Source organism: Actinoplanes lutulentus, from assembly GCF_003259845.1.
GTDB lineage: Bacteria > Actinomycetota > Actinomycetes > Mycobacteriales > Micromonosporaceae > Actinoplanes > Actinoplanes lutulentus.
This window is the reverse complement of sequence record NZ_QLMJ01000002.1, coordinates 514986-533024: the sequence shown is the minus strand read 5'-3', so window position 1 is coordinate 533024 and position 18039 is coordinate 514986. Positions and strand designations below refer to the sequence as shown.

Sequence of the window (18039 nt, the reverse complement as noted above, 5' to 3'; positions counted from 1 at the left end):
AGGACTATTTGACCGTGGTCGGCTCGGTCAGCCGCAGTGCCAGCGCCGGGCAGACGTTGACGGCCTTGCGGGCGCCGTCCTCCAGCCATGGCGGCAGCGGCGTCTGCGGGAACGCCGGGAACCCGTTGTGGTCGAGCCGGATGATCTCCGGGGCGACCGCCGAGCAGAGCCCGTGCCCGTCGCACCGCGACCAGTCCAGAGCGAGCTTCCGCGCGCCCTTCTCGGCCGTGTACGGCAGCGGCAGGATGCCCCGCACCTGCTTGCCGCAGCCCTCACCGTTGGTGTGCGCGGCCACGTCGGCGGCGAACACCTCCAGGGCGGACAGCGCGAACCGCGACGTACCGTCCGGGTGGCTGCACGCGCCACGACCCTTGACCAGGCCGGCCGCCTGCCGCACGTTCTCCACCGCGTTGCCGCCGAGCGACACCAGGGTGACCGCGCGGGCCAGGTCGGGCAGGCCGATCCGGCACGGGCCGCACTGACCGGCCGACTCGCCGGCCAGGTACTGCACGACCTGGGCGACCTCGCCGAGCGGGCAGGTCTTGGAGCCGATCGGGATCAGCATGCCGGCGCCGAGGGTGCCGCCGACCTTAGCGAAACCCTTCCGGGAGATCGTGATGGTCTTCGCCGCCTCGGCGCTGACCCACTTGCCGTGGTAACCGCCGACGAGCAGGCCCGGACCGAGGTCCGCGCCGCACATGTTCAGCACGTCCATCAGCGGGGTGCCGCTCGGCGCCTCCACCACGGCCGGCGCGGTGGCCGAGCCGCCGATGGTGAGCATGACCGTGCCCGGCTCCTCGGGGATGCCGACCGAGTTGTACTCCCACGGCCCTATCCGCGCGGCGATCGCCAGCTGGGAGTACGTCTCCGCGTTGGAGAGCAGGGTCGGCAGGCCCATCACACCGTTGTCGCTGGACCGCACCTTGCGGCCGGGCGGGATGTGCGCCTCGCCGTTGATGCCGCGGACCAGCGCACCGCCCTCACCGGAGATGAACCGGTGCGGCACGGTGACGATCCGGGTCGGGCACGGCATCTTGCGCTCGGCCAGCGCCTCGGTGATCGAGTTGAGGCCGACACCGTCGTCGGCGACGCCGATGACGATCTCCTCGGCCTCCAGGGCGGCGGCGGCGAGCGCCGCGCCGTCCAGGATGAGGTGCGGGCCGCGGGTGAGCACGGCCTTGTCCTTCCAGGAGGGCGGTTCGCCCTCGGTCGCGTTGACCACGATCACCGGCGGCAGCTCCTGCCGCCGGCAGGAGTCGATGACGGCCCGGACCTTGCGGGCGAACGGGAAGCCCGCACCGCCCCGGCCGCGGAGCTCGATGCGGTCGGCGAGGCCGACCAGCTCACCGGAGGAGAGCGCGGCGAATCCGCCGTGCACCTCCTGGTGGGCGACGAGGTCGAGGCGGCCGTATTCGTCGAACCCCGCCGTGATGCGTGGGGTTCCGATCGCCGTGACCGGTGGGACCTGTGCGGTACTCAATTTGTTTCCCTGATGTCACCACGTAGCTGGGAGAAATAATTGTCGTCCTCGTCGCGGCCGCGCCGGCTGGACCGGCTCTCCCGCTCCAGCGGTTCGGAGCGTCGGGTGCGTCGCGACGTCGTGTCGACAAGGGTCGGCGAGTCGTCGGGCTCGCCGCCCCACTGTCCGTCGGCTAGGTCGACGAACTGGCTGCGGCTGCTCCGGGCGTCGTCACGGGCACGACGGCGGGGCGGCTCCTCCTCGGCGTACCGAGCTGCGCGCGGCGCGGGCGGCTCGTCCTCGGCGTACCGGGCGGCCCGCGGGCGGGGCGCCTCGTCGTACTCGTCGTCGCGGCGGCGGGGGCGTTCGTCGTACTCGGGCTCGCGGCGGCGGCTGCGGGGCGGCGGCTCGTCGTCGGCGTACCGCCGCATCCGGGTGGCGGTGTCCTCGAGCTCGTCGCGACGCATCCGGGTACCGGTCGCCTCGATCTCGTCCCGGCGCATCCGCGTCCCGGTCGCCTCCAGGTCGTCCCGGCGCATCCGGGTACCGGTCGCCTCGACGTCGTCGCGACGCATCCGGGTGCCGGTCGACTCCACGTCGCGGCGCATCCGGGTGCCGGTGGACTCGATCTCGTCCCGGCGCATCCGGGTGCCGGTCGACTCCATGTCACGGCGGTCCCGGGGCGCGGGCTCGTCGTCGGCGGCACGGCGGCCGCGGCGCGGCCCCTCGTCGTAGATCTCCTGGGAACGGCCACCCCGGGTACGCGGAGCGGGCTCCTCGTCGTACCGATAGCGCTCGTCCTCGACGTCGCGGCGCGAGATCGCCCTGGTCGACGTGTCGTACCGGTCGTCGTCCTCGGCGGCGCGGCGCTGCCGGGGCGCCGGTGCCTCGAAGTCGGCCGGGCCACGGTCCGGCTCCATCGGATAACCGGCCTGCTCCATCGGGTAACCGGCCGGCGCCGGGCTGACCGGCATCGCCGGGGCGGGGCTGACCGGACGGGCGACCGGCGGAGCGGGCGGCGCCGGCGGAGCAGCCGGCGTCCAGGTCTGCGTGATCGGGCTGACCGGCGCGAGCATCTCCACGGCGGGCTCACCACGGCGGCCGGGCCGCCGCTTCGGTGCCGGCGAGCCGGTGGGCACCAGCTGGCCGACCGGCTTGATGCCGGTACCGGCGGCCGACGAGAAGTCCTTCTTCCGGTTCAGGCTGACCGACAGGCGCACGGCCAGGCCGACCAGCACACCCAGGACGCAGACGACGTAGCTGACGTTGACCCAGGTGGCCGCCGGGCGACCGGCGGACAGACCGTGGAACAGCGCGATCGGCCACATCAGGTACGAGATCGAGTGAATGCCGCGCCACATCCAGGGCTTGCCACGGCCGATGAACTTGGACCGGAAGATGCCGGTCCACATCACCAGCATCATGATCCAGCCGGAGACGGTGCCGAGGCCGATGTACAGGGTGTTCCCGGGCGACAGGAACGGGACGAGGATGTCGATGAGCCGGATGTGCTCCTCGGCGTACTTCGTCCAGACGTGCACCACGAGAGCGGTGACCGCGATCAGACCGGTGGTGCGGTGGGTGGATTGGAGCAGGACACGCTGGCGGATGCTGAGCACCAGCCGGTCGGTGGCCACCAGCCCGACCATGATCGTGATCGAGAGCGACACCAGGCTGATGACGCCCATGTAGTACTCGGCGTAGATGAAGAAGTAGTAGTACCCGACTCGACCAGGAGTGGTCATCATGGCGACGGACCAGAGTGCCGCCAGGATGCAGACGACGACCAGTGCGATCGCGGCTCTCGAGGCCGGACGCGTACCGGTGGATCCGACTTCGACCGCCACCCGAGGGGCAGCTCGCTGGTTGTTCTTCGACCTGGCCATTGACTCCTCGTTTTCCTTGCGTGCGGGCACGTCCCGTGGGCGGTGGGACGCGGCGTCCGTGGGGAACGCCCCGCGCTCAAGCGCTGCTGGAAACGATCCGTGGCCGTTGCTTTCCCCTGCCGTACCCCGGTCCGTGTCCTCCCCGGATTACGTGGCCGGCCTGGGTTCGGATGAACACCGTCGGAATTTTTTGCGTAACCGCGCGGCTACCGTTCGCTCATGGCTGCTGACCAGCAGAAATGGCGATCAGGTTGCTCTCCTAAGGAAGATTTAAAGTCCCCGGTGGTGGTGACCCAGGACACGGGGTGAACCATTCCGGCCGTGGCGGCGAACTAAGTACTGGAGGCGAATCTATCGCCTGCATGGGAAGGGGGATCGCCATGCGTCACTCCACCGCTCTGTTCGGCGCGGTGCTCGCCGGCGCCGTACTGGGCATGACGCTGGAGGCGCCGGCCGGCGCCGACGAGCCGGGGTTCAGCGTGCGGGTGACCGCGCCCGAGGACCTCACGACGGGCGAGTCGGCGAAGACCGTCACCGCCGTGGTCACGTCGGACAACCGGCGCTGCCGCAAGGTCCGCTGGGCTCTGCTGGTGCACTCCGGGCTGCAGGACGACCAGTTGAAGGTGGTCCGGGTCGAGGACGACGGCGAGTTCCGTACGAGCACCAGCACCTCGGGCATCACCACGACGATCCTCGACGACCAGCTGGACCCGGGGACGCTGTGCCGCGGGCGTACCGTCACCGGCCGCTGGCAGGTCGCCTTCACCGGCCCGGACGCCGGGCAGGTGCAGTTCGAGGCGCAGGCCTTCGACGCGCAGGGCACCCTGCTGACCGCGGGTGGCGCCAGCGTGCAGGTGGAGAGCGACGAGGAGCCCGAGCCGTCACCCTCGCCGTCACCGTCACCGTCCGCCGAGGCGGAACCGGAGCCGGCCGGCGACGCGACCGGCGAGACGTCGGAGGCACCGGCCGCCGGATCGGGCGACGAGTCGCGCGACGCCGAGGCGGCCCTGGTCTCCGAGGACTCCTTCCTGCTCGGCCCCGGCCTGATCGTCGGCGGCGTGCTGGTCTTCCTCGGCGTCCTGTTGCTGTTGCGCATCCGGTCCCGGTCGCGGTCGGCCCGGCAGGAGTCACAGCGGGCGCCGACCGGCTTCTACACGATGCCCCGGTAGCCCATTTATCCTGATACGCCCTATCCTGCGGGTGATTTCCCGACAGCGTGGGCCGCCACCGCCCGGCGGCCCGCTACGGTCTTCCCTGATGTCACCGTCCATTGGGGAGGGCCTCGTGACCAGGCATTCGGTGAAAACCTTCGGGGCGGTCGGCGCCCTCGCACTAGTCGCGGTGGCGATTCCGGCCGGCGTCTCGTTCGCCGGGACGGACCGGCTGCCCGCCGCGCCGGTCGCGGCGGCCGCCACCCAAACCGACAGCTCCACCAGCAGCGAGCCCCGGGTGCCGGCCGAACTGGCCCCGCCCGCCGGCCACGTGGTGCACGCGGTCCTCAAGGCCCGTGGCGTCCAGATCTACGGCTGCACGGCCGCCGCCTGGACGCTGATCGAGCCGGCCGCCTCGCTGACCGGGGTGACCACGCGCCCGACCAAGAAGGTGACCGCTCTGCACTTCCGCGGCCCGAGCTGGCAGTCCGACCAGGACGGCAGCCTGGTCGAGGGTGACGGCGCGTCTGCGATCCGCGCCTCCTCGGCACACCCGGACAGCATCCCGCAGCTGCGGATCACCGCGAAACTCAACCGCGGCGGCGGCCTGTTCGGCAAGGTCACCTACATCCAGCGGCTCGACACGGTCGGCGGCATCGCCCCGTCCGGTTCCTGTACGGCCGGGGCCACCACCGCCGTGCCGTACCGAGCGGTCTACCGCTTCTTCGTCGCCAAGAGCTGACACCCCATCCCCATCCGCGAAAGAAGCGACCGGCCGGCGCCCGAGAAGCGCCGGCCGGTCGCCGGATGGAGAACGTGGATCAGAGTGCCGGGTACGCGTTCGCCATGAGCTGGGCGAACTGTGCCGGGAACCAGGCGCCCGAGATCGGGGCGCCGGACAGCGAACCGGTCAGGCTGTTGCCGTTCCGGGCGTTACCGGTGTAGGTCGGGTCGCACATCCGGTCGAAACCCTTGCCCTCGTCGTTCGGGATCAGCGTCGAGGAGCCGTCCGACTCACCCGGGGGCTTCACCCAGACGTACGCGTCGATACCGGAGGCCGGAGCCGCCGTGGGACGCTCGCCGAGGCCGGCGCCGGCCTGGTTGCACCAGTTGCCGGCGTGGATCCGGCGGTCGATGCGGGACTGGTCGACGAAGGTGTTGATGTCGGTCGAAGTGCTCGCCGCGGTGGGCCGGGCCGAACCGCCCCAGCCGTTGCGGGAGGTGTCGATCAGCATGCCGATGCTGGAGTCGAAGCCGATCGAGACCAGCTTGGTCCGGAACGCCTGGGCGAACGTCAGCTCGTCGGTGTACTGGTTCCAGTCCACCCACTTCGACTGCCGTACGCTCTGGCCGTTGACCTGGGTGGTGGGCTGGACGAACGGCTCACGCAGCGCGGAGTAGTTGGCCGTGTTGGTGATGAAGCCGTTCACGTTCTTCACGTTGCCGGAGGCCTGAGCCGCCTGCAGCATGATGTCCGCGCTCGGGCCGAAGTTCGAGTCCCAGCCGATCCAGCCGTGGTGGGCGGCGTCCACGTAGTTGTAGACGTTGCCGAGCGCGCCCAGCTTCTGCAGCGCGTACCCGATGCCCTGGACGTAACCGCCGTTGGCCTTCATCGTGTCGCAGGTCGCCGTGCCGCCGGCCTGGCCGGAGGTGTTGGTGACCAGGTTCGGCAGCGAGTCGATCTCGACGATGTTGATGATCCGCAGGCTGGCGTACTTGGCGTCGCCCTGGATCGCCGCGATCGGGTCGATGTACTCCGTCTTGTACCTGGGCAGGTCGTTCGGGCCGAGCTCACCGTTGGAGGCGAGCGCCGCGCAGTCCCGGCCGGGCAGGTTGTAGACGACGAACTGGATGTAACCGGCACCCTGCGCGAGGGCCGCGTCCAGGTGGTCACGGACGCCCATCGAACCGTTCGAGCTGCTGCCCGTGGTGCCGTTGATGGCGGCGATCCGGTCGATCCAGACCGCAGTCGGGTTGCTGGAGACCCGGCTGCCGCCGGTCACCGACTCGGCCTTCGCCTTCCACTCCGGGTTCACGTAACCCCGGGCTCCGGCGTACGGGTTGTCGACCTTGGTCCCCGGGACCGTCGGGGTCGACGGCGAGGTGGACGGGGAACTCGACGGCGAGCTCGACGGGGAGCTGGACGGCGAGCTGGAGGGCGAGCTCGACGGTGACGTCGACGGGGAGCTCGACGGCGAACTGGGCGTCGTGCCGCCGTTGCAGGCCGTTCCGTTCAGCGAGAACGACGCCGGCGCGGTGTTCGTACCCGAGTAGTTGGCATTGAAGCCGAAGTTGGCGGTGCCGTTCGTGCCCAGCGAGGCCGCCCACGACGGGTTGACAGCGGTGACGTTCTGCCCGGACTGGGTGATCGTCGCGCTCCAGCCCTGGGTGACCGTCTGGTTGCCGGCGTAGGCCCACTTCAGGTTCCAGCCGCCGCTGATCGGGTCACCCAGGTTGGTGACGGTGACGTTGGCGGTGAACCCGGTGCTCCACTGGTTCACCGAGTAGTCGACGCGGCAACCGGCCGCGGCGCTGGCACTGCCTGCCACGGCGACAGCACCGGCGCCGGCCACGATGCTCACGGCAGCGGCCGCCGTGAGAGCCCGGGCACGGGTGGGGAAGGGTCTCATGTGAGGACTCCTAGAGACGGGGGCGGCGCGGGAGCGCGCCAGGGAACGACAGCCAACGCATCGGTGGGGATCGCTGGCCGATGTGGACAGCATTGCATGGGAGCGCTCCCAGCGCAATGATCCGGAAACACTGCGGCAAACCCCAGTTCACGGCCGGATTTCGGCTGCAACACGAACGCCGCTCGTGGCCATAGTGAGGTGTGACCACCCTCGACTTCGGCGACATGTTCGATCGCTACTCCCGTGCTGTCTACAACCACGCCTTCCGGCTCACCGGCTCGTGGTCGACCGCTGAGGACGTCACTCAGGCCACCTTTCTGACGGCGTGGCGCCGGCGTGCCGACATCCGGCTCGTCGACGGCTCACCCCTGCCCTGGCTGCTGGTCACCGCCGGCCACCAGGCACGCGACGAGCAACGTACCCTCACCCGCTGGCGAAATCGCCTGCGAAAAGCCCCTCCGCCGGAGACGGTGGCCGACCCCGCCGATGATGTGGCCAACCGTCTCGATGACGAGAGACGGATGGGTGAGGTCCTCGCCGCGGTGCGGCGACTCCCCGCGGCCGAGCGCGAGGCGGTGGCGCTCTGCCTCTGGTCCAACCTTTCGTACGCGGAAGCGGCCTCCGCCCTCGACATCACCGAGACAGCCGTCCGCAGCCGGGTGAGCCGAGCCCGATCCCGCCTGACCCGCCTGACCACCGCCCCTGATGCCGCCGCCCGCGCCGCCAAGCTCGCCACCTCGGAGGAGTCATGATCACCAGCCTGGAGCCGCCCGCCGAGCGCGACCTGCCGCCCGCGCGCGCCGCCACCATCCGCGCCACCCTGCTGAGCCAGACCGACTCCCCCACACCCGACCACCGCGCCGGCAAGCTCGCTCCCGGCCGCCGGAGTGGGCGGGTGCGGCTTGCTTTGTTGGCCGCGGTCAGTCTCGCGGCGGCCGGCGCTGTCGCCGCCCCCTTGCTCGGCGACGACCCGGCGCCCGCCACGACCCTGGCCATGGGGCCGTCCGAGCTCACCTCCTCGCTCGCCGAGACCGCGAGCGACTGCCTGGCCGGCTACCCGGACGATCCGATGTTCGCGCATATGCCCCGGTTCCCGGTCGCGGCCGGCGATCTCGCCGTCGCGGCCGAGCACAGCGGCCGGGCGATGGCGATCTACCTCGCCGACGACGGCTTCCTCAGCTGCCACACGGTGCGCGAGGGCGACAACGAGGAGAGCGGCGGCTTCTCGATCGACGAGTGGCACGACCGGAAAGACTGGCTGCCCGGCCCGGTGCAGCTGATCGACTACGGCTCCTCGGGACACGAGTCCGGCTGGGTCTTCGCGGCCGGCCGGGTCAGCGCCCGGGTCGACCGCCTGGTCCTGGAGCACGGCAACGGCGCCAGCACCGAGGCCCGCCTGTCGCAGGGCGCGTTCGGCCTGGTCACCACGACCGAGGACGTGGGACCCGAGGCGAAACTGGTCGCCTACGACGCGGCCGGCGAGGTGGTCGAGCGAGACCGGTTCTTCGCGCCGCTCTCGATGCGCGACCAGTGTTACGCCGCCCCGGACGGCACCGTCATCTACCCCGCCGAAACCGGCAAAGAGGGCGCACCGGGCGAGACGGACTGCCTGGCCGCCGAACCCTGGGTGCGCTGACCGCTGAGCCCTGGATGCGCCGGCCCTGAGCCGGGTGCGCGGACTGGCAACCGGTCGCACCTGATTTGCGACCTCACCGGGGCGCCTTGCTGCTCAACCGGGCGGAGACGGTGCCGACCCTAGGACCATGACCGTGGGCAGCGCAGTGCACACAGCCGGACTCCAGGTGGAGCTCCCCGGCGAAGCGGCCATGACTACGGACCGGCAGGGTCTCCTGCTGGCCGAACTGGTCGCCTTCATGACCAAGGACACGCCGTCGGTGCAGCACGTCCTTGATCTGACCGGGCCGCATCTGCGCGAGATCGCCGGGCTGACCGCCGCCACCGTCTTCGAGCTCGACTCGGAGACCGGCATGATGACGGCGACCGCGCAGATGGGTGAGGCCGGCCGGCGCGACCAGATGGTCGCCGGCAAGGTGTTCCGCACCCCGGCCGGCGGCAAGCCGGTGGTCAACGGCGAGCAGATGGCGATCCGGCTGCGGATCGGCGGGCAGACGGTCGGCGTCCTGCTGCTGACCGGCGGCGCGCTGGCCGAGTTGCGCCAGGAGACCATCTCCACGCTGGCCCTGCACTTCGCCACCACGCTTCAGGGGCTGTCCGCCGAGAAGCAGCGGCAGTTCGTCACGCACAGCAGCGCCACCATCCGCGACCTGTTCGAGCAGGGCATGACGGCCGGCAACGTGGAGGCCGCCGCCGAGCTGCTGGCCCGGTCGTGTGCCACCGCGTTCCGTACCGAACACGCCGGGATGCACCTGATCGACGCCGAGGGCCGGATCCGGTACGTGCACGGCGTCGGCTTCCCCGAGGAGACCCGGGAGACCGTGACCGACGGCCTGATCGGCAAGCTCGCGGCCGACTCACCGATCTGGCGGGCGATCGCCGAGACGGGTGAGCCGATGCTGGTCGGTGACGCCTCCACGGCGAAGAGCCGGTCCGGCGGGTTCATCCAGAGGATCGGCGTGAAGTCGTTCATCGCGATTCCGCTGATGTCCGGCACCGGAGCGGTCGGCATCGTGGTCTGCGGCGATTCCAGCGGCACCCGCGACTGGAGCGTCCGGGACCGCATCCTGGCCCAGCAGCTCGCCGTCGAGGGCGCGCTGATCATCGACAGCGCCCGGATGCGCCAGGCGTCGCAGCAGCACATGGACGAGCTGACCCGCCAGGCGTTCCACGACTCGCTGACCGGCCTGCCGAACCGCAAGCACCTGCTGGACCGGGCCGAACAGGCCGTCGAGATCGGGTACGCGACCGGCACCAACGTGGCCCTGCTGCTGCTCGACCTCAACGGGTTCAAGCAGGTCAACGACACGGTCGGGCACCACGCCGGCGATGTGCTGCTCCAGCTGGTCGGGAAACGCCTGCAGGCCACGGTCCGGCACCCCGACCTGGTGGCGCGCCTCGGCGGCGACGAGTTCGCGGTGATGCTGACCGGCGACCCGGACCAGCACGCCGCGGTCACGGCGGGCGAGCGCGTCTGCGAGCGCCTCCGGGAGCCGTTCGACATCGAGGGCCAGGAGGTACGCATCGGCGCCAGCGTCGGCGTCGCCCTCTACCCGGAGCACGCAACCGAGTTCGGCGCCCTGATGCGCTCCGCCGACGCCGCCATGTACGAGGCCAAACGCAACGGCGGCGGCGTACGCGTGAGTCACGCTTCCGAGTGAAGGGCTTGGCATCGGGCTATAGGAGCAGCCCACACCGCGCGGATATCCTCGGCGATGTGGCGAAAGGGGTCTTATTCGGTTGCTAACAGCGCATGCGTCGAGATGTCCTGGCGTGCCTTTATTCATGATTTGCGCGATGCCGATTCCATCGACCATAGATATATCCGGTCACGGCCGTTCCGACAACAACCATCCCGAGGGACACAAGCGCCGCCGGCGCTCCCACCCCGACCCTTGGGTGATCGACATCGCGGCCAGCCTCCGCTCCCGATGACGTGGACACGGCAGCTGCCTTTTCGGCCGACGTCATCTCCTCGCTCACGATTGACATGAATGCCCTCCGCTGTGGGCGTTCACGGGTGCCGATCCAGATCCCGCCGACCCGCCTCCACCAGCAACGCGACACAGCACTCAAAAACATTCGGGACGCCATGGTTCTCAGTTGGTCATTGTCTATTTGCCCAAGCTCCCAGAGCCTGAGCCAATACATCAGGGTGAGATTGGCATAAATCTCCTTTCGCGCCTGGGAGCTGTTCGCAGACTCTCCGTCCAGCACTTCGATCAGTTCCGGATTATCGATCGCCAGCTTGACCAATTCCATGTGGTGCTGTCCCTCAATATCGGCGACCTGCTGCCTGATCTGCCTTTGCTGAAAGAGCAACGACGCCACCACGCCGCTCAGCGCGATCGCGGAAAGCAGCGCCGAAGCCCCGCCGAAAGCCTCGCCGACCTCTGCCAGCCGGCCCCAGGGCAGACTCGCGTCGGCGAGAAGGACCATCAGCAGGGGCGCGCCGAGAGTGACGACAAGGACCACGAACAGCGCCACGACCGGAAGTGCTCCGGTCTCCAGCGCCCGGCGGGTTCTCCGGGAGATTTTTGAACCAAGCGCCACAGCCCGCCTCCTACATCGATGGTGATGAGTTGAGGGTGAGCACTCAGCGCAACCTCATCACTACCGAATGAGCATTTGTTGCTCGGCGCGCACGCCAGGATGAGCGGACTTAAAGGATGATTTGGTACTTTCTGGCGGCAACCGACCTGGAAGGACCGCACAATGCTCGGGACCCATTTGTTAGTGGCCGCCACCGTGCTGGCCTCCGGAGCGCAGGCCCCGGTGGTGCGCGGCCCGGTGACGGAGATGACGTTCGCGGTCTCGCCGGACGCGGTCACGAAGGGCTCCCGGATCACCCTGGCCGGCGAGGCGGGTGCCGGCGACTCCGGCAACGCCGGGCCGGTCGACCTGTACTTCCGCAAGTCGGAGGACGACGCGTACGCGAGGATCGGCCGGATCGCGGCGTCGGCGACGGGCCGGTTCAGCACCACCCTGACGGCGACCACGTCCGGTGACTACCAGGCGGTGTACCGGGGCAACAAGAAGCGCGGCGAAGCCTCCGGCAGTGACTACCTGGCCGTTTACACGACCCGTACCGTCAAGCGCCTGATCTACACCTGGAAAGCGACGAACATGCAGTGCGCGCCGGTCTGCCGGGCGCACAGCCCGGAGCTGACGCTGGGTCAGGGACCGGTGCACCTGAGTTTCCAGCGTGACTGCGGGCAGACCCGGTCCGGCGGCAGCCTCGGCTTCACCCCGGACCCGTGGAACAAGCACGAGCCCGGCGACCCGGGCTGGCGGGACTTCCCCGACGGCGCCGGACCCGCCGAGTTCGACCTCGCCCCGACGAAGCCGGCCGGGCACTTCTACGTGACCTGGTCGAGTGTCGCGCGCGAGCCCGGCCAGCCGACCCGCTGCCAGCTGTCCTACACGGCCACCCAGACGGCCACCGAGATCGCCTACGTCTGACCGCCGCCGCCGATCTTGAGCGATTCTCAACCCCCCAAGGTGGAAAATCGCTCAAGATCGCGGAAAAGAAGGGGCCTGCCGGCGCGGGCACCGCTACACGAACGCTCCGTGGCCGGTGATCGCCCGGCCCACGATCAACGAGTTGATCTCGCGCGTGCCCTCGTACGAGTAGAGAGCCTCGGCGTCCGCGACGAACCGCCCGATGTCGTAGTCCAGCACGATCCCGTTGCCGGCGAGCAGCTCGCGCGCCCAACCGACCACCTCCCGCATCCGGGTCGTGCAGTACGCCTTCGCCAGCGCCGAATGCTCGTCCTTGTACACACCCTCGTCCTGCAACTGCGCCAGCCGCACGCACATCCCCAGCGAAGCGGTCACGTTCCCCACCATCCGGACCAGCAGATCCTGCACGAGCTGGAACTTCGCGATCGGCCGGCCGAACTGATGCCGTTCCTTGGAATACTCCAGGGCGATCTCATAGGCCGCCAGCATCACGCCGACCGCCTGCCAGGCCACTCCGGCGCGGGTCTCCCGCAGCACCTTCGCGGTGTCCTTGAACGAGTTGGCCCGCTGCAACCGATCGATCTCCGGAACCCGCACGTCGGCAAAATCAAGATCCGCATTTTGTACGATCCGCAGAGCGATCTTGTTCTCGATCTTGGTGGCGGTGAAACCCGGTGCGTCGCCCGGCACCACGAAGCCCTTGACCTGGTTGTCCTCCACATCGCGGGCCCAGACCACGACCAGGTCGGCGAAGGTGGCGTTGCCGATCCAGCGCTTCTGCCCGTTCAGGACCCAGGTGTCGCCCTCGCGCCGGGCGGTGGTCCGCAACCCGGCGGCCACGTCCGACCCGCCGGTCGGCTCGGTCAGCGCGAACGCCCCGATCGTGTCGAACGAGGTCATCGCGGGCAGCCAGCGTTCCTGCTGCTCCGGCGACCCGCACGTCTGGATGCTGCCCATGGCGAGGCCCGCGTGCACGCCGTAGAACGTCGCCATCGACGCATCCGCATGGCCCATCTCCAGGGCGAGCCAGCCGCCCAGCAGCGACGAGTGTTCCGCACCGGCCAGGCCTAGCCCGGCGAATCTCTTGATCAAGTGGGTCGGGAACTCGGCCCGGGTCCAGTACTCGTTCGCGATCGGCGTCACCTCGGCGGCGAGGAAGTCCCGCACCCGCTGCACGATCGCGGACTCGTCATCCGACAGGAGCCCCTGAAAGGTGTAAAGATCTCCGGCAAGCATGTTCGGTTCGTACCCCCGTAAAGCCCCACCTAGACTTCGATCCCATGCTCACCATGCAGGACGCACTGGCCCGGTTGACCGCGTATTGGACAGATCAGGGCGCCCTGGTCGTCCAGCCGATGAACACCGAGGTCGGCGCCGGAACCCTCAACCCGGCGACCTTCCTGCGCGTGCTCGGCCCGGAGCCGTGGAAGGTCGTCTACGTCGAGCCGTCGGTCCGCCCCGACGACTCCCGTTACGGCGAGAACCCCAACCGGCTGCAGACCCACACCCAGCTCCAGGTCATCCTCAAGCCCGACCCCGGCAACCCGCAGGAGCTCTACCTCGGCAGCCTCACCGCGATCGGCATCGACGTGGCCGCGCACGACGTCCGGTTCGTCGAGGACAACTGGGCCTCCCCCGCGCTCGGCGCCTGGGGCCTGGGCTGGGAGGTCTGGCTGGACGGCCTGGAGATCACCCAGTTCACCTACTTCCAGCAGGCCGGCGGCCTCAACCTCGACCCGGTCAGCGTCGAGATCACCTATGGCATCGAGCGCATCATCATGGCGCTCCAGGACAAGACCCACTTCAAGGAGATCGAGTACTCGAAGGGCGTCAGCTACGGCGAGGTGTTCGGCCAGTCCGAGTACGAGATGTCGCGCTACTACCTCGACGACGCCGACATCGAGGCCAACCGGAAGCTGCTCGACATCTACGCCGGCGAGGCCCAGCGGATGATCGACGCCGGTCTGCCGGTGCCCGCGCACACCTTCGTCCTGAAGTGCTCGCAGGCGTTCAACGTCCTCGACTCGCGCGGCGCGGTCTCCACCGCCGAGCGGGCCGCCGAGTTCTCCCGGATGCGCCGCCTCGCCGGTGAGGTCGCCGGCCTCTGGGTGACCCGCCGCACCGAGCTCGGCCTGCCGCTGGGCACCGTGCCGCCGCTGGACGCCGCACGCCCGCCGGCCACCACGCAGACCAGCGAGGACGCCCGCACCCTGATCTTCGAGATCGGCACCGAGGAACTCCCGCCGGGCGAGCTGCGCTCCGCCCGCACCCAGCTGTTGCGCCTGGTCACCGAGGGTCTGGCCGGCACCCGGCTCACCCACGGCGAGATCCGGGTCTTCGGAACACCACGCCGGCTCATCGCCGTCGTACCCGCGGTGGGCGCGCGCGAGGACGATCACGTGCGCACGGTCCGAGGACCAAAAACCCAGCAGGCGTACGCCTCGGACGGCACCCCCACCAAGGCCTTGGAAGGTTTCGTACGCGGCCAGGGCATCACGGTCACCGATGTGACAAGTGTGGAGCTCAACGGCGTACAGCATGTGGTCTTCGAAAAGCACGAAGCCGGACGCGCGGCACCCGCCGTGCTCGCCGACGTGCTCGCGCAGGTCGTGAGCGGTCTGCGGGCCGCGAAGAACATGCGGTGGAACGACCCGAAGCTGTCGTTCAGCCGGCCGATCCGCTGGCTGACCGCGCTCTGGGGCGACGACGTGGTGCCGGTGACCGTCTCGACGCTGGCGGCCGGTCGCGAGACCCGGCTGCTGCGCACCGCGGCCGTCCCGGTGATCGCGGTCGAGTCGGCCGAGACGTTCATCGAGACGCTCGGGGTGAACGGGATCGTCCCCGACCATGAGGACCGCCGCGAGCTGATCGTGGTCGGCGCGCAGGACCTCGTCTACCCGGACGGCAAGATCGACGTGACGGGCGAAGCGGCACTCATCGACCAGATCACCGACCTGGTCGAGCAGCCGTTGCCGTTGCTCGGGACGTTCGACGAGGCGTACCTGGAACTGCCGGACGCGGTGCTGACCACCGTGATGCGCAAGCATCAGCGGTACCTGCCGGTCCGCGACGCGGACGGCGCCCTGCTGCCGATGTTCGTGACCGTGGCGAACGGCCCGGTCGACGTCGAGCTGGTCCGCACCGGCAACGAGGCGGTGCTGCGCGCCCGGTACGAGGACGCGGCGTTCTTCTACCGCGCCGACCGTGAGGTGCCGCTCGCGTCGTTGAAGGAGCGGCTGTCGCGGCTCACGTTCACCGACAAGCTGGGCTCGATGGCCGACCGGGCCGACCGGATCGCCGCGCTGGCCATGCTGCTGGCCTCGCGGCTCGGCCTGTCGTCGGCCGTCCTGGACCGGGCCGCGTCGCTGGTCAAGTTCGACCTCGGCTCGCAGCTCGTCACCGAGATGACCAGCCTGGCCGGTGTGATGGCCCGCGACTACGCCCTCAACGCCGGCGAGGACCGTCCGGTCGCGCAGGCGATCTACGAGGCCGAGCTCCCCCGCAACACCGGGGACGCCCTGCCGCGCAGCGTCGCCGGCGCCCTGCTCTCCGTCGCCGACCGCCTCGACGTCATCACCGGCCTGGCCGCGACCGTCGGGCTGCCGACCGGCAGCAGCGACCCGTTCGCGGTACGCCGCGCCGTCCTGGGCCTGCTCGCCGTGCACCGCGCCACACCGGCCCTGGCCTCGCTCGACCTGGTCGACGCGCTGGCACTGGCCGCGGCCGCCCAGCCGGTCCCGGTGTCACCGGCCGTCCTGGAAGCGTGCGCGGACTTCCTCGCCAAGCGCCTGGAGCAGGCATTGACCGAGGAGGGCAAACCGGTCGACCGGGTCCGTGCCGTGCTGGCTCACGCGAGCCGGCCGTCGACGGTGGACGTCCTGCTGACGCAGCTGGCTTCGCTGGCCGCCGATCCGGGTTTCGTGGCGGTGGCGGCAGCGATCCAGCGCGCCCGGCGGATCGTCCCGGCCGGGACGGCGGGTACTTACGACCCGTCGGTGCTGAAGGAGCCGGCCGAGGTGGCGCTGCACAACGCGGTCGGCGAGGTCGGCGACTTCTCGGATGTCTCCGGTTTCGTGGAGGCGACGCGCGGGCTGGTGGAGCCGCTCAACACCTTCTTCGACGAGGTGTTCGTGATGGCCGACGACCCGGCGCTGCGAGCCGCCCGCCTGGGCCTGCTCGCCAAGGTCCGCGACCTGGGAGACGGCCTCCTCGACTGGACGCACCTCCGCCTGGGGTGATCCTTGGCTGGGCGTTTGCGGACACGCCACGATCAGTTCTCCTCCTCGACGAATCGGTCACCTGGACTGCGAGCGGACAGTTCGGCGGCACGCGCCGGGCACCGAACTCGTGGAGGAGAACGTGGCAGATCGCCGTCAGGTGCTGCGTATCGGAGCGGCGGCCGCCGCCGCTCCGGCGCTGGCCGGCACCGTCGCCGCACCCGCGCTGGCCGGCAACAGCAGCAGCACGAAGAAGCTGGTGGTGGGCCACCGCGGGGCGTCCGGCTACCGGCCGGAGCACACGCTCGCGTCGTACGAGCTGGCGGCGCGGCTGGGCGCCGACTACATGGAGCCGGACCTGGTGATCACCAAGGACGGCGTCCTGGTGTGCCGGCACGAGCCGGAGATCGGCGGGACGACCGACGTGTCGTCGCGGCCCGAGTTCGCGGCCCGCAAGAAGACCGTGCTGCTCGACGGGATCAGCGTGACCGGCTGGTTCACCGAGGACTTCACCCTCGCCGAGCTGAAGACGCTGCGCGCGACCGAGCGGATCCCGGCGATCCGGCAGCGGAACACGCTGTACGACGGCCGTTTCCCGGTGCCGACCTTCCAGGAGGTCCTCGACCTGCGCAAGCGCCTGTCCAAGGAGCTCGACCGCGAGATCGGCGTCTTCCCGGAGACCAAGCACCCGACGTACTTCCAGCGGCTGGGCCTGCCGCTGGAAGGCACGCTCGTCCGCGTCCTGCGCCGCAACGGACTCGACCGGCGCGGTGCGAAGGTCTTCGTGCAGTCGTTCGAGGCCGCGAACCTGCGTGAGCTCGCCGACAAGCACCGCGTCCAGGTTCCGCTGGTGTTCCTGACCGGCGGGGCCGGTGGGCCGTTCAACGACCCGCGCAGTTACGCCGATTACCTGACGCCGGCCGGGCTGAAGGAGCTCTCCCAGTTCGTCGACGGTCTCGGCCCGGAGAAGGGCCAGATCATCCCGCGCAATGCGGACGGCACCCTGGGTACGCCGACCGCGCTGGTGAAGAACGCCCACCAGGCCGGCCTCAAGGTCATCCCGTACACGTTCCGGGCGGAGAACTCGTTCCTGCCGGCTGAGCTGCGGGTGGGCACGGACGTGGCCGCTTACGGTAAGGCGATCGACGAGCAGGTGACGTTCCTGCGTACCGGGATCGACGGCCTCTTCACCGACAACCCGGACGTGGGCGTCCTGGCTCGCTCCCTGGTCTGAAAACAGTGATGGCCCGGCGCGCGAGCGCCGGGCCATCGAAGAATGTGCTACTTCTCGATCAGGGTCGGGAAGACGTTGGAGAAGTCCAGCTTGTAGCCGAAGCCGCCGGCCACGATGAACGTGATCCCGAGGACCACGCCGAGGATCACGACCGCGAAGAGCAGGTAACCGATCACGGTGCCGATCGGGCGGCGCGGGCCGGGCGCGGTCACGCCGCTGCCGGTCACCGAGGCCTCACCGGCGCCCCAGGCGAGCGACCGGATGCCGAGGGCGAAGATGATCGGCAGGCCGGCGCCGAGGACCAGGCCGGCGAGCAGGACCTGCCACGCGCCGTCGAGTGCGAATCCCAGGTTGTGCATGTCGTC

Annotated in this window: 14 protein-coding genes; 8 read left to right on the top strand and 6 right to left on the bottom strand. The window is 69.9% G+C overall.

Annotated features, from left to right (window positions below):
• Positions 1 to 4: 4 nt before the first annotated feature.
• On the bottom strand, positions 5 to 1480 hold the full coding sequence (locus B0I29_RS05820) for an NADH-quinone oxidoreductase subunit NuoF family protein (RefSeq protein WP_111647792.1): 1476 nt from the start codon (positions 1478 to 1480) through the stop codon (positions 5 to 7).
• Positions 1477 to 3345 (bottom strand): translation initiation factor III, encoded by a 1869-nt coding sequence (locus tag B0I29_RS05815; protein ID WP_111647791.1) that lies wholly within the window; start codon positions 3343 to 3345, stop codon positions 1477 to 1479. The genes B0I29_RS05820 and B0I29_RS05815 overlap by 4 nt, the downstream gene beginning before the upstream one ends.
• Before the next feature lie 380 nt (positions 3346 to 3725).
• Here B0I29_RS05815 and B0I29_RS05810 point away from each other — a divergent pair, with 380 nt between their 5' ends.
• Entirely contained in the window at positions 3726 to 4514 is a 789-nt protein-coding gene (locus B0I29_RS05810) for a hypothetical protein (protein ID WP_111647790.1), read from the top strand.
• A 115-nt stretch (positions 4515 to 4629) separates the two neighbouring features.
• Positions 4630 to 5238, top strand: coding sequence for a DUF3455 domain-containing protein (locus tag B0I29_RS05805; RefSeq protein WP_220091282.1), 609 nt, complete (start codon positions 4630 to 4632; stop codon positions 5236 to 5238).
• 79 nt (positions 5239 to 5317) lie between these two features.
• On the opposite strand, the gene B0I29_RS05800 is transcribed toward B0I29_RS05805, so the two are convergent.
• Positions 5318 to 7126, bottom strand: coding sequence for a glycoside hydrolase family 6 protein (locus tag B0I29_RS05800; RefSeq protein ID WP_111647789.1), 1809 nt, complete (start codon positions 7124 to 7126; stop codon positions 5318 to 5320).
• A gap of 200 nt (positions 7127 to 7326) precedes the next feature.
• Here B0I29_RS05800 and B0I29_RS05795 point away from each other — a divergent pair, with 200 nt between their 5' ends.
• From B0I29_RS05795 to B0I29_RS05785, 3 genes are all read left to right on the top strand, one after another.
• Positions 7327 to 7878 carry an RNA polymerase sigma factor gene (locus tag B0I29_RS05795; RefSeq protein ID WP_245972251.1) on the top strand — a complete coding sequence of 184 codons (552 nt, stop codon included), beginning with the start codon at positions 7327 to 7329 and terminating at the stop codon, positions 7876 to 7878.
• Complete coding sequence (locus tag B0I29_RS05790) at positions 7875 to 8762, top strand: hypothetical protein (RefSeq protein ID WP_111647788.1); 888 nt, start codon at positions 7875 to 7877, stop codon at positions 8760 to 8762. Before B0I29_RS05795 ends, B0I29_RS05790 begins: the two co-directional genes overlap by 4 nt.
• 127 nt (positions 8763 to 8889) lie before the next feature.
• The gene (locus B0I29_RS05785) at positions 8890 to 10422 is read left to right on the top strand and encodes a sensor domain-containing diguanylate cyclase (protein ID WP_111647787.1); all 1533 of its coding nucleotides are present in this window, start codon (positions 8890 to 8892) and stop codon (positions 10420 to 10422) included.
• A gap of 118 nt (positions 10423 to 10540) precedes the next feature.
• On the opposite strand, the gene B0I29_RS46285 is transcribed toward B0I29_RS05785, so the two are convergent.
• Positions 10541 to 11314 (bottom strand): DUF6082 family protein, encoded by a 774-nt coding sequence (locus B0I29_RS46285; RefSeq protein ID WP_146616726.1) that lies wholly within the window; start codon positions 11312 to 11314, stop codon positions 10541 to 10543.
• Between the two features lie 162 nt (positions 11315 to 11476).
• Between B0I29_RS46285 and B0I29_RS05775 the strand changes: the two genes are divergently transcribed.
• Positions 11477 to 12223 (top strand): hypothetical protein, encoded by a 747-nt coding sequence (locus tag B0I29_RS05775; protein ID WP_146616725.1) that lies wholly within the window; start codon positions 11477 to 11479, stop codon positions 12221 to 12223.
• A gap of 93 nt (positions 12224 to 12316) precedes the next feature.
• Here the strand turns inward: B0I29_RS05775 and B0I29_RS05770 are convergent, their stop codons facing one another.
• Positions 12317 to 13459 (bottom strand): acyl-CoA dehydrogenase family protein, encoded by a 1143-nt coding sequence (locus tag B0I29_RS05770; RefSeq protein WP_111647784.1) that lies wholly within the window; start codon positions 13457 to 13459, stop codon positions 12317 to 12319.
• A gap of 44 nt (positions 13460 to 13503) precedes the next feature.
• Here B0I29_RS05770 and B0I29_RS05765 point away from each other — a divergent pair, with 44 nt between their 5' ends.
• On the top strand, positions 13504 to 16461 hold the full coding sequence (locus tag B0I29_RS05765; RefSeq protein WP_111647783.1) for a glycine--tRNA ligase: 2958 nt from the start codon (positions 13504 to 13506) through the stop codon (positions 16459 to 16461).
• A 121-nt stretch (positions 16462 to 16582) separates the two neighbouring features.
• On the top strand, positions 16583 to 17674 hold the full coding sequence (locus tag B0I29_RS05760; protein ID WP_111648023.1) for a glycerophosphodiester phosphodiesterase: 1092 nt from the start codon (positions 16583 to 16585) through the stop codon (positions 17672 to 17674).
• Positions 17675 to 17721: 47 nt separating this feature from the next.
• Here the strand turns inward: B0I29_RS05760 and B0I29_RS05755 are convergent, their stop codons facing one another.
• Positions 17722 to 18033 carry a hypothetical protein gene (locus B0I29_RS05755; RefSeq protein WP_111647782.1) on the bottom strand — a complete coding sequence of 104 codons (312 nt, stop codon included), beginning with the start codon at positions 18031 to 18033 and terminating at the stop codon, positions 17722 to 17724.
• Positions 18034 to 18039 lie beyond the last annotated feature (6 nt).

Excerpts from the sequence above, each read along its gene's own strand:
- B0I29_RS05815 (WP_111647791.1), bottom strand. The coding sequence starts at position 3,345 with ATGGCCAGGTCGAAGAACAACCAGCGAGCTGCCCCTCGGGTGGCGGTC.
- B0I29_RS05770 (WP_111647784.1), bottom strand. The coding sequence starts at position 13,459 with ATGCTTGCCGGAGATCTTTACACCTTTCAGGGGCTCCTGTCGGATGAC.
- B0I29_RS05810 (WP_111647790.1), top strand. The coding sequence starts at position 3,726 with ATGCGTCACTCCACCGCTCTGTTCGGCGCGGTGCTCGCCGGCGCCGTA.
- B0I29_RS05785 (WP_111647787.1), top strand. The coding sequence starts at position 8,890 with ATGACCGTGGGCAGCGCAGTGCACACAGCCGGACTCCAGGTGGAGCTC.
- B0I29_RS05765 (WP_111647783.1), top strand. The coding sequence starts at position 13,504 with ATGCTCACCATGCAGGACGCACTGGCCCGGTTGACCGCGTATTGGACA.
- B0I29_RS05790 (WP_111647788.1), top strand. The coding sequence starts at position 7,875 with ATGATCACCAGCCTGGAGCCGCCCGCCGAGCGCGACCTGCCGCCCGCG.
- B0I29_RS05800 (WP_111647789.1), bottom strand. The coding sequence starts at position 7,126 with ATGAGACCCTTCCCCACCCGTGCCCGGGCTCTCACGGCGGCCGCTGCC.
- B0I29_RS05775 (WP_146616725.1), top strand. The coding sequence starts at position 11,477 with ATGCTCGGGACCCATTTGTTAGTGGCCGCCACCGTGCTGGCCTCCGGA.
- B0I29_RS05755 (WP_111647782.1), bottom strand. The coding sequence starts at position 18,033 with ATGCACAACCTGGGATTCGCACTCGACGGCGCGTGGCAGGTCCTGCTC.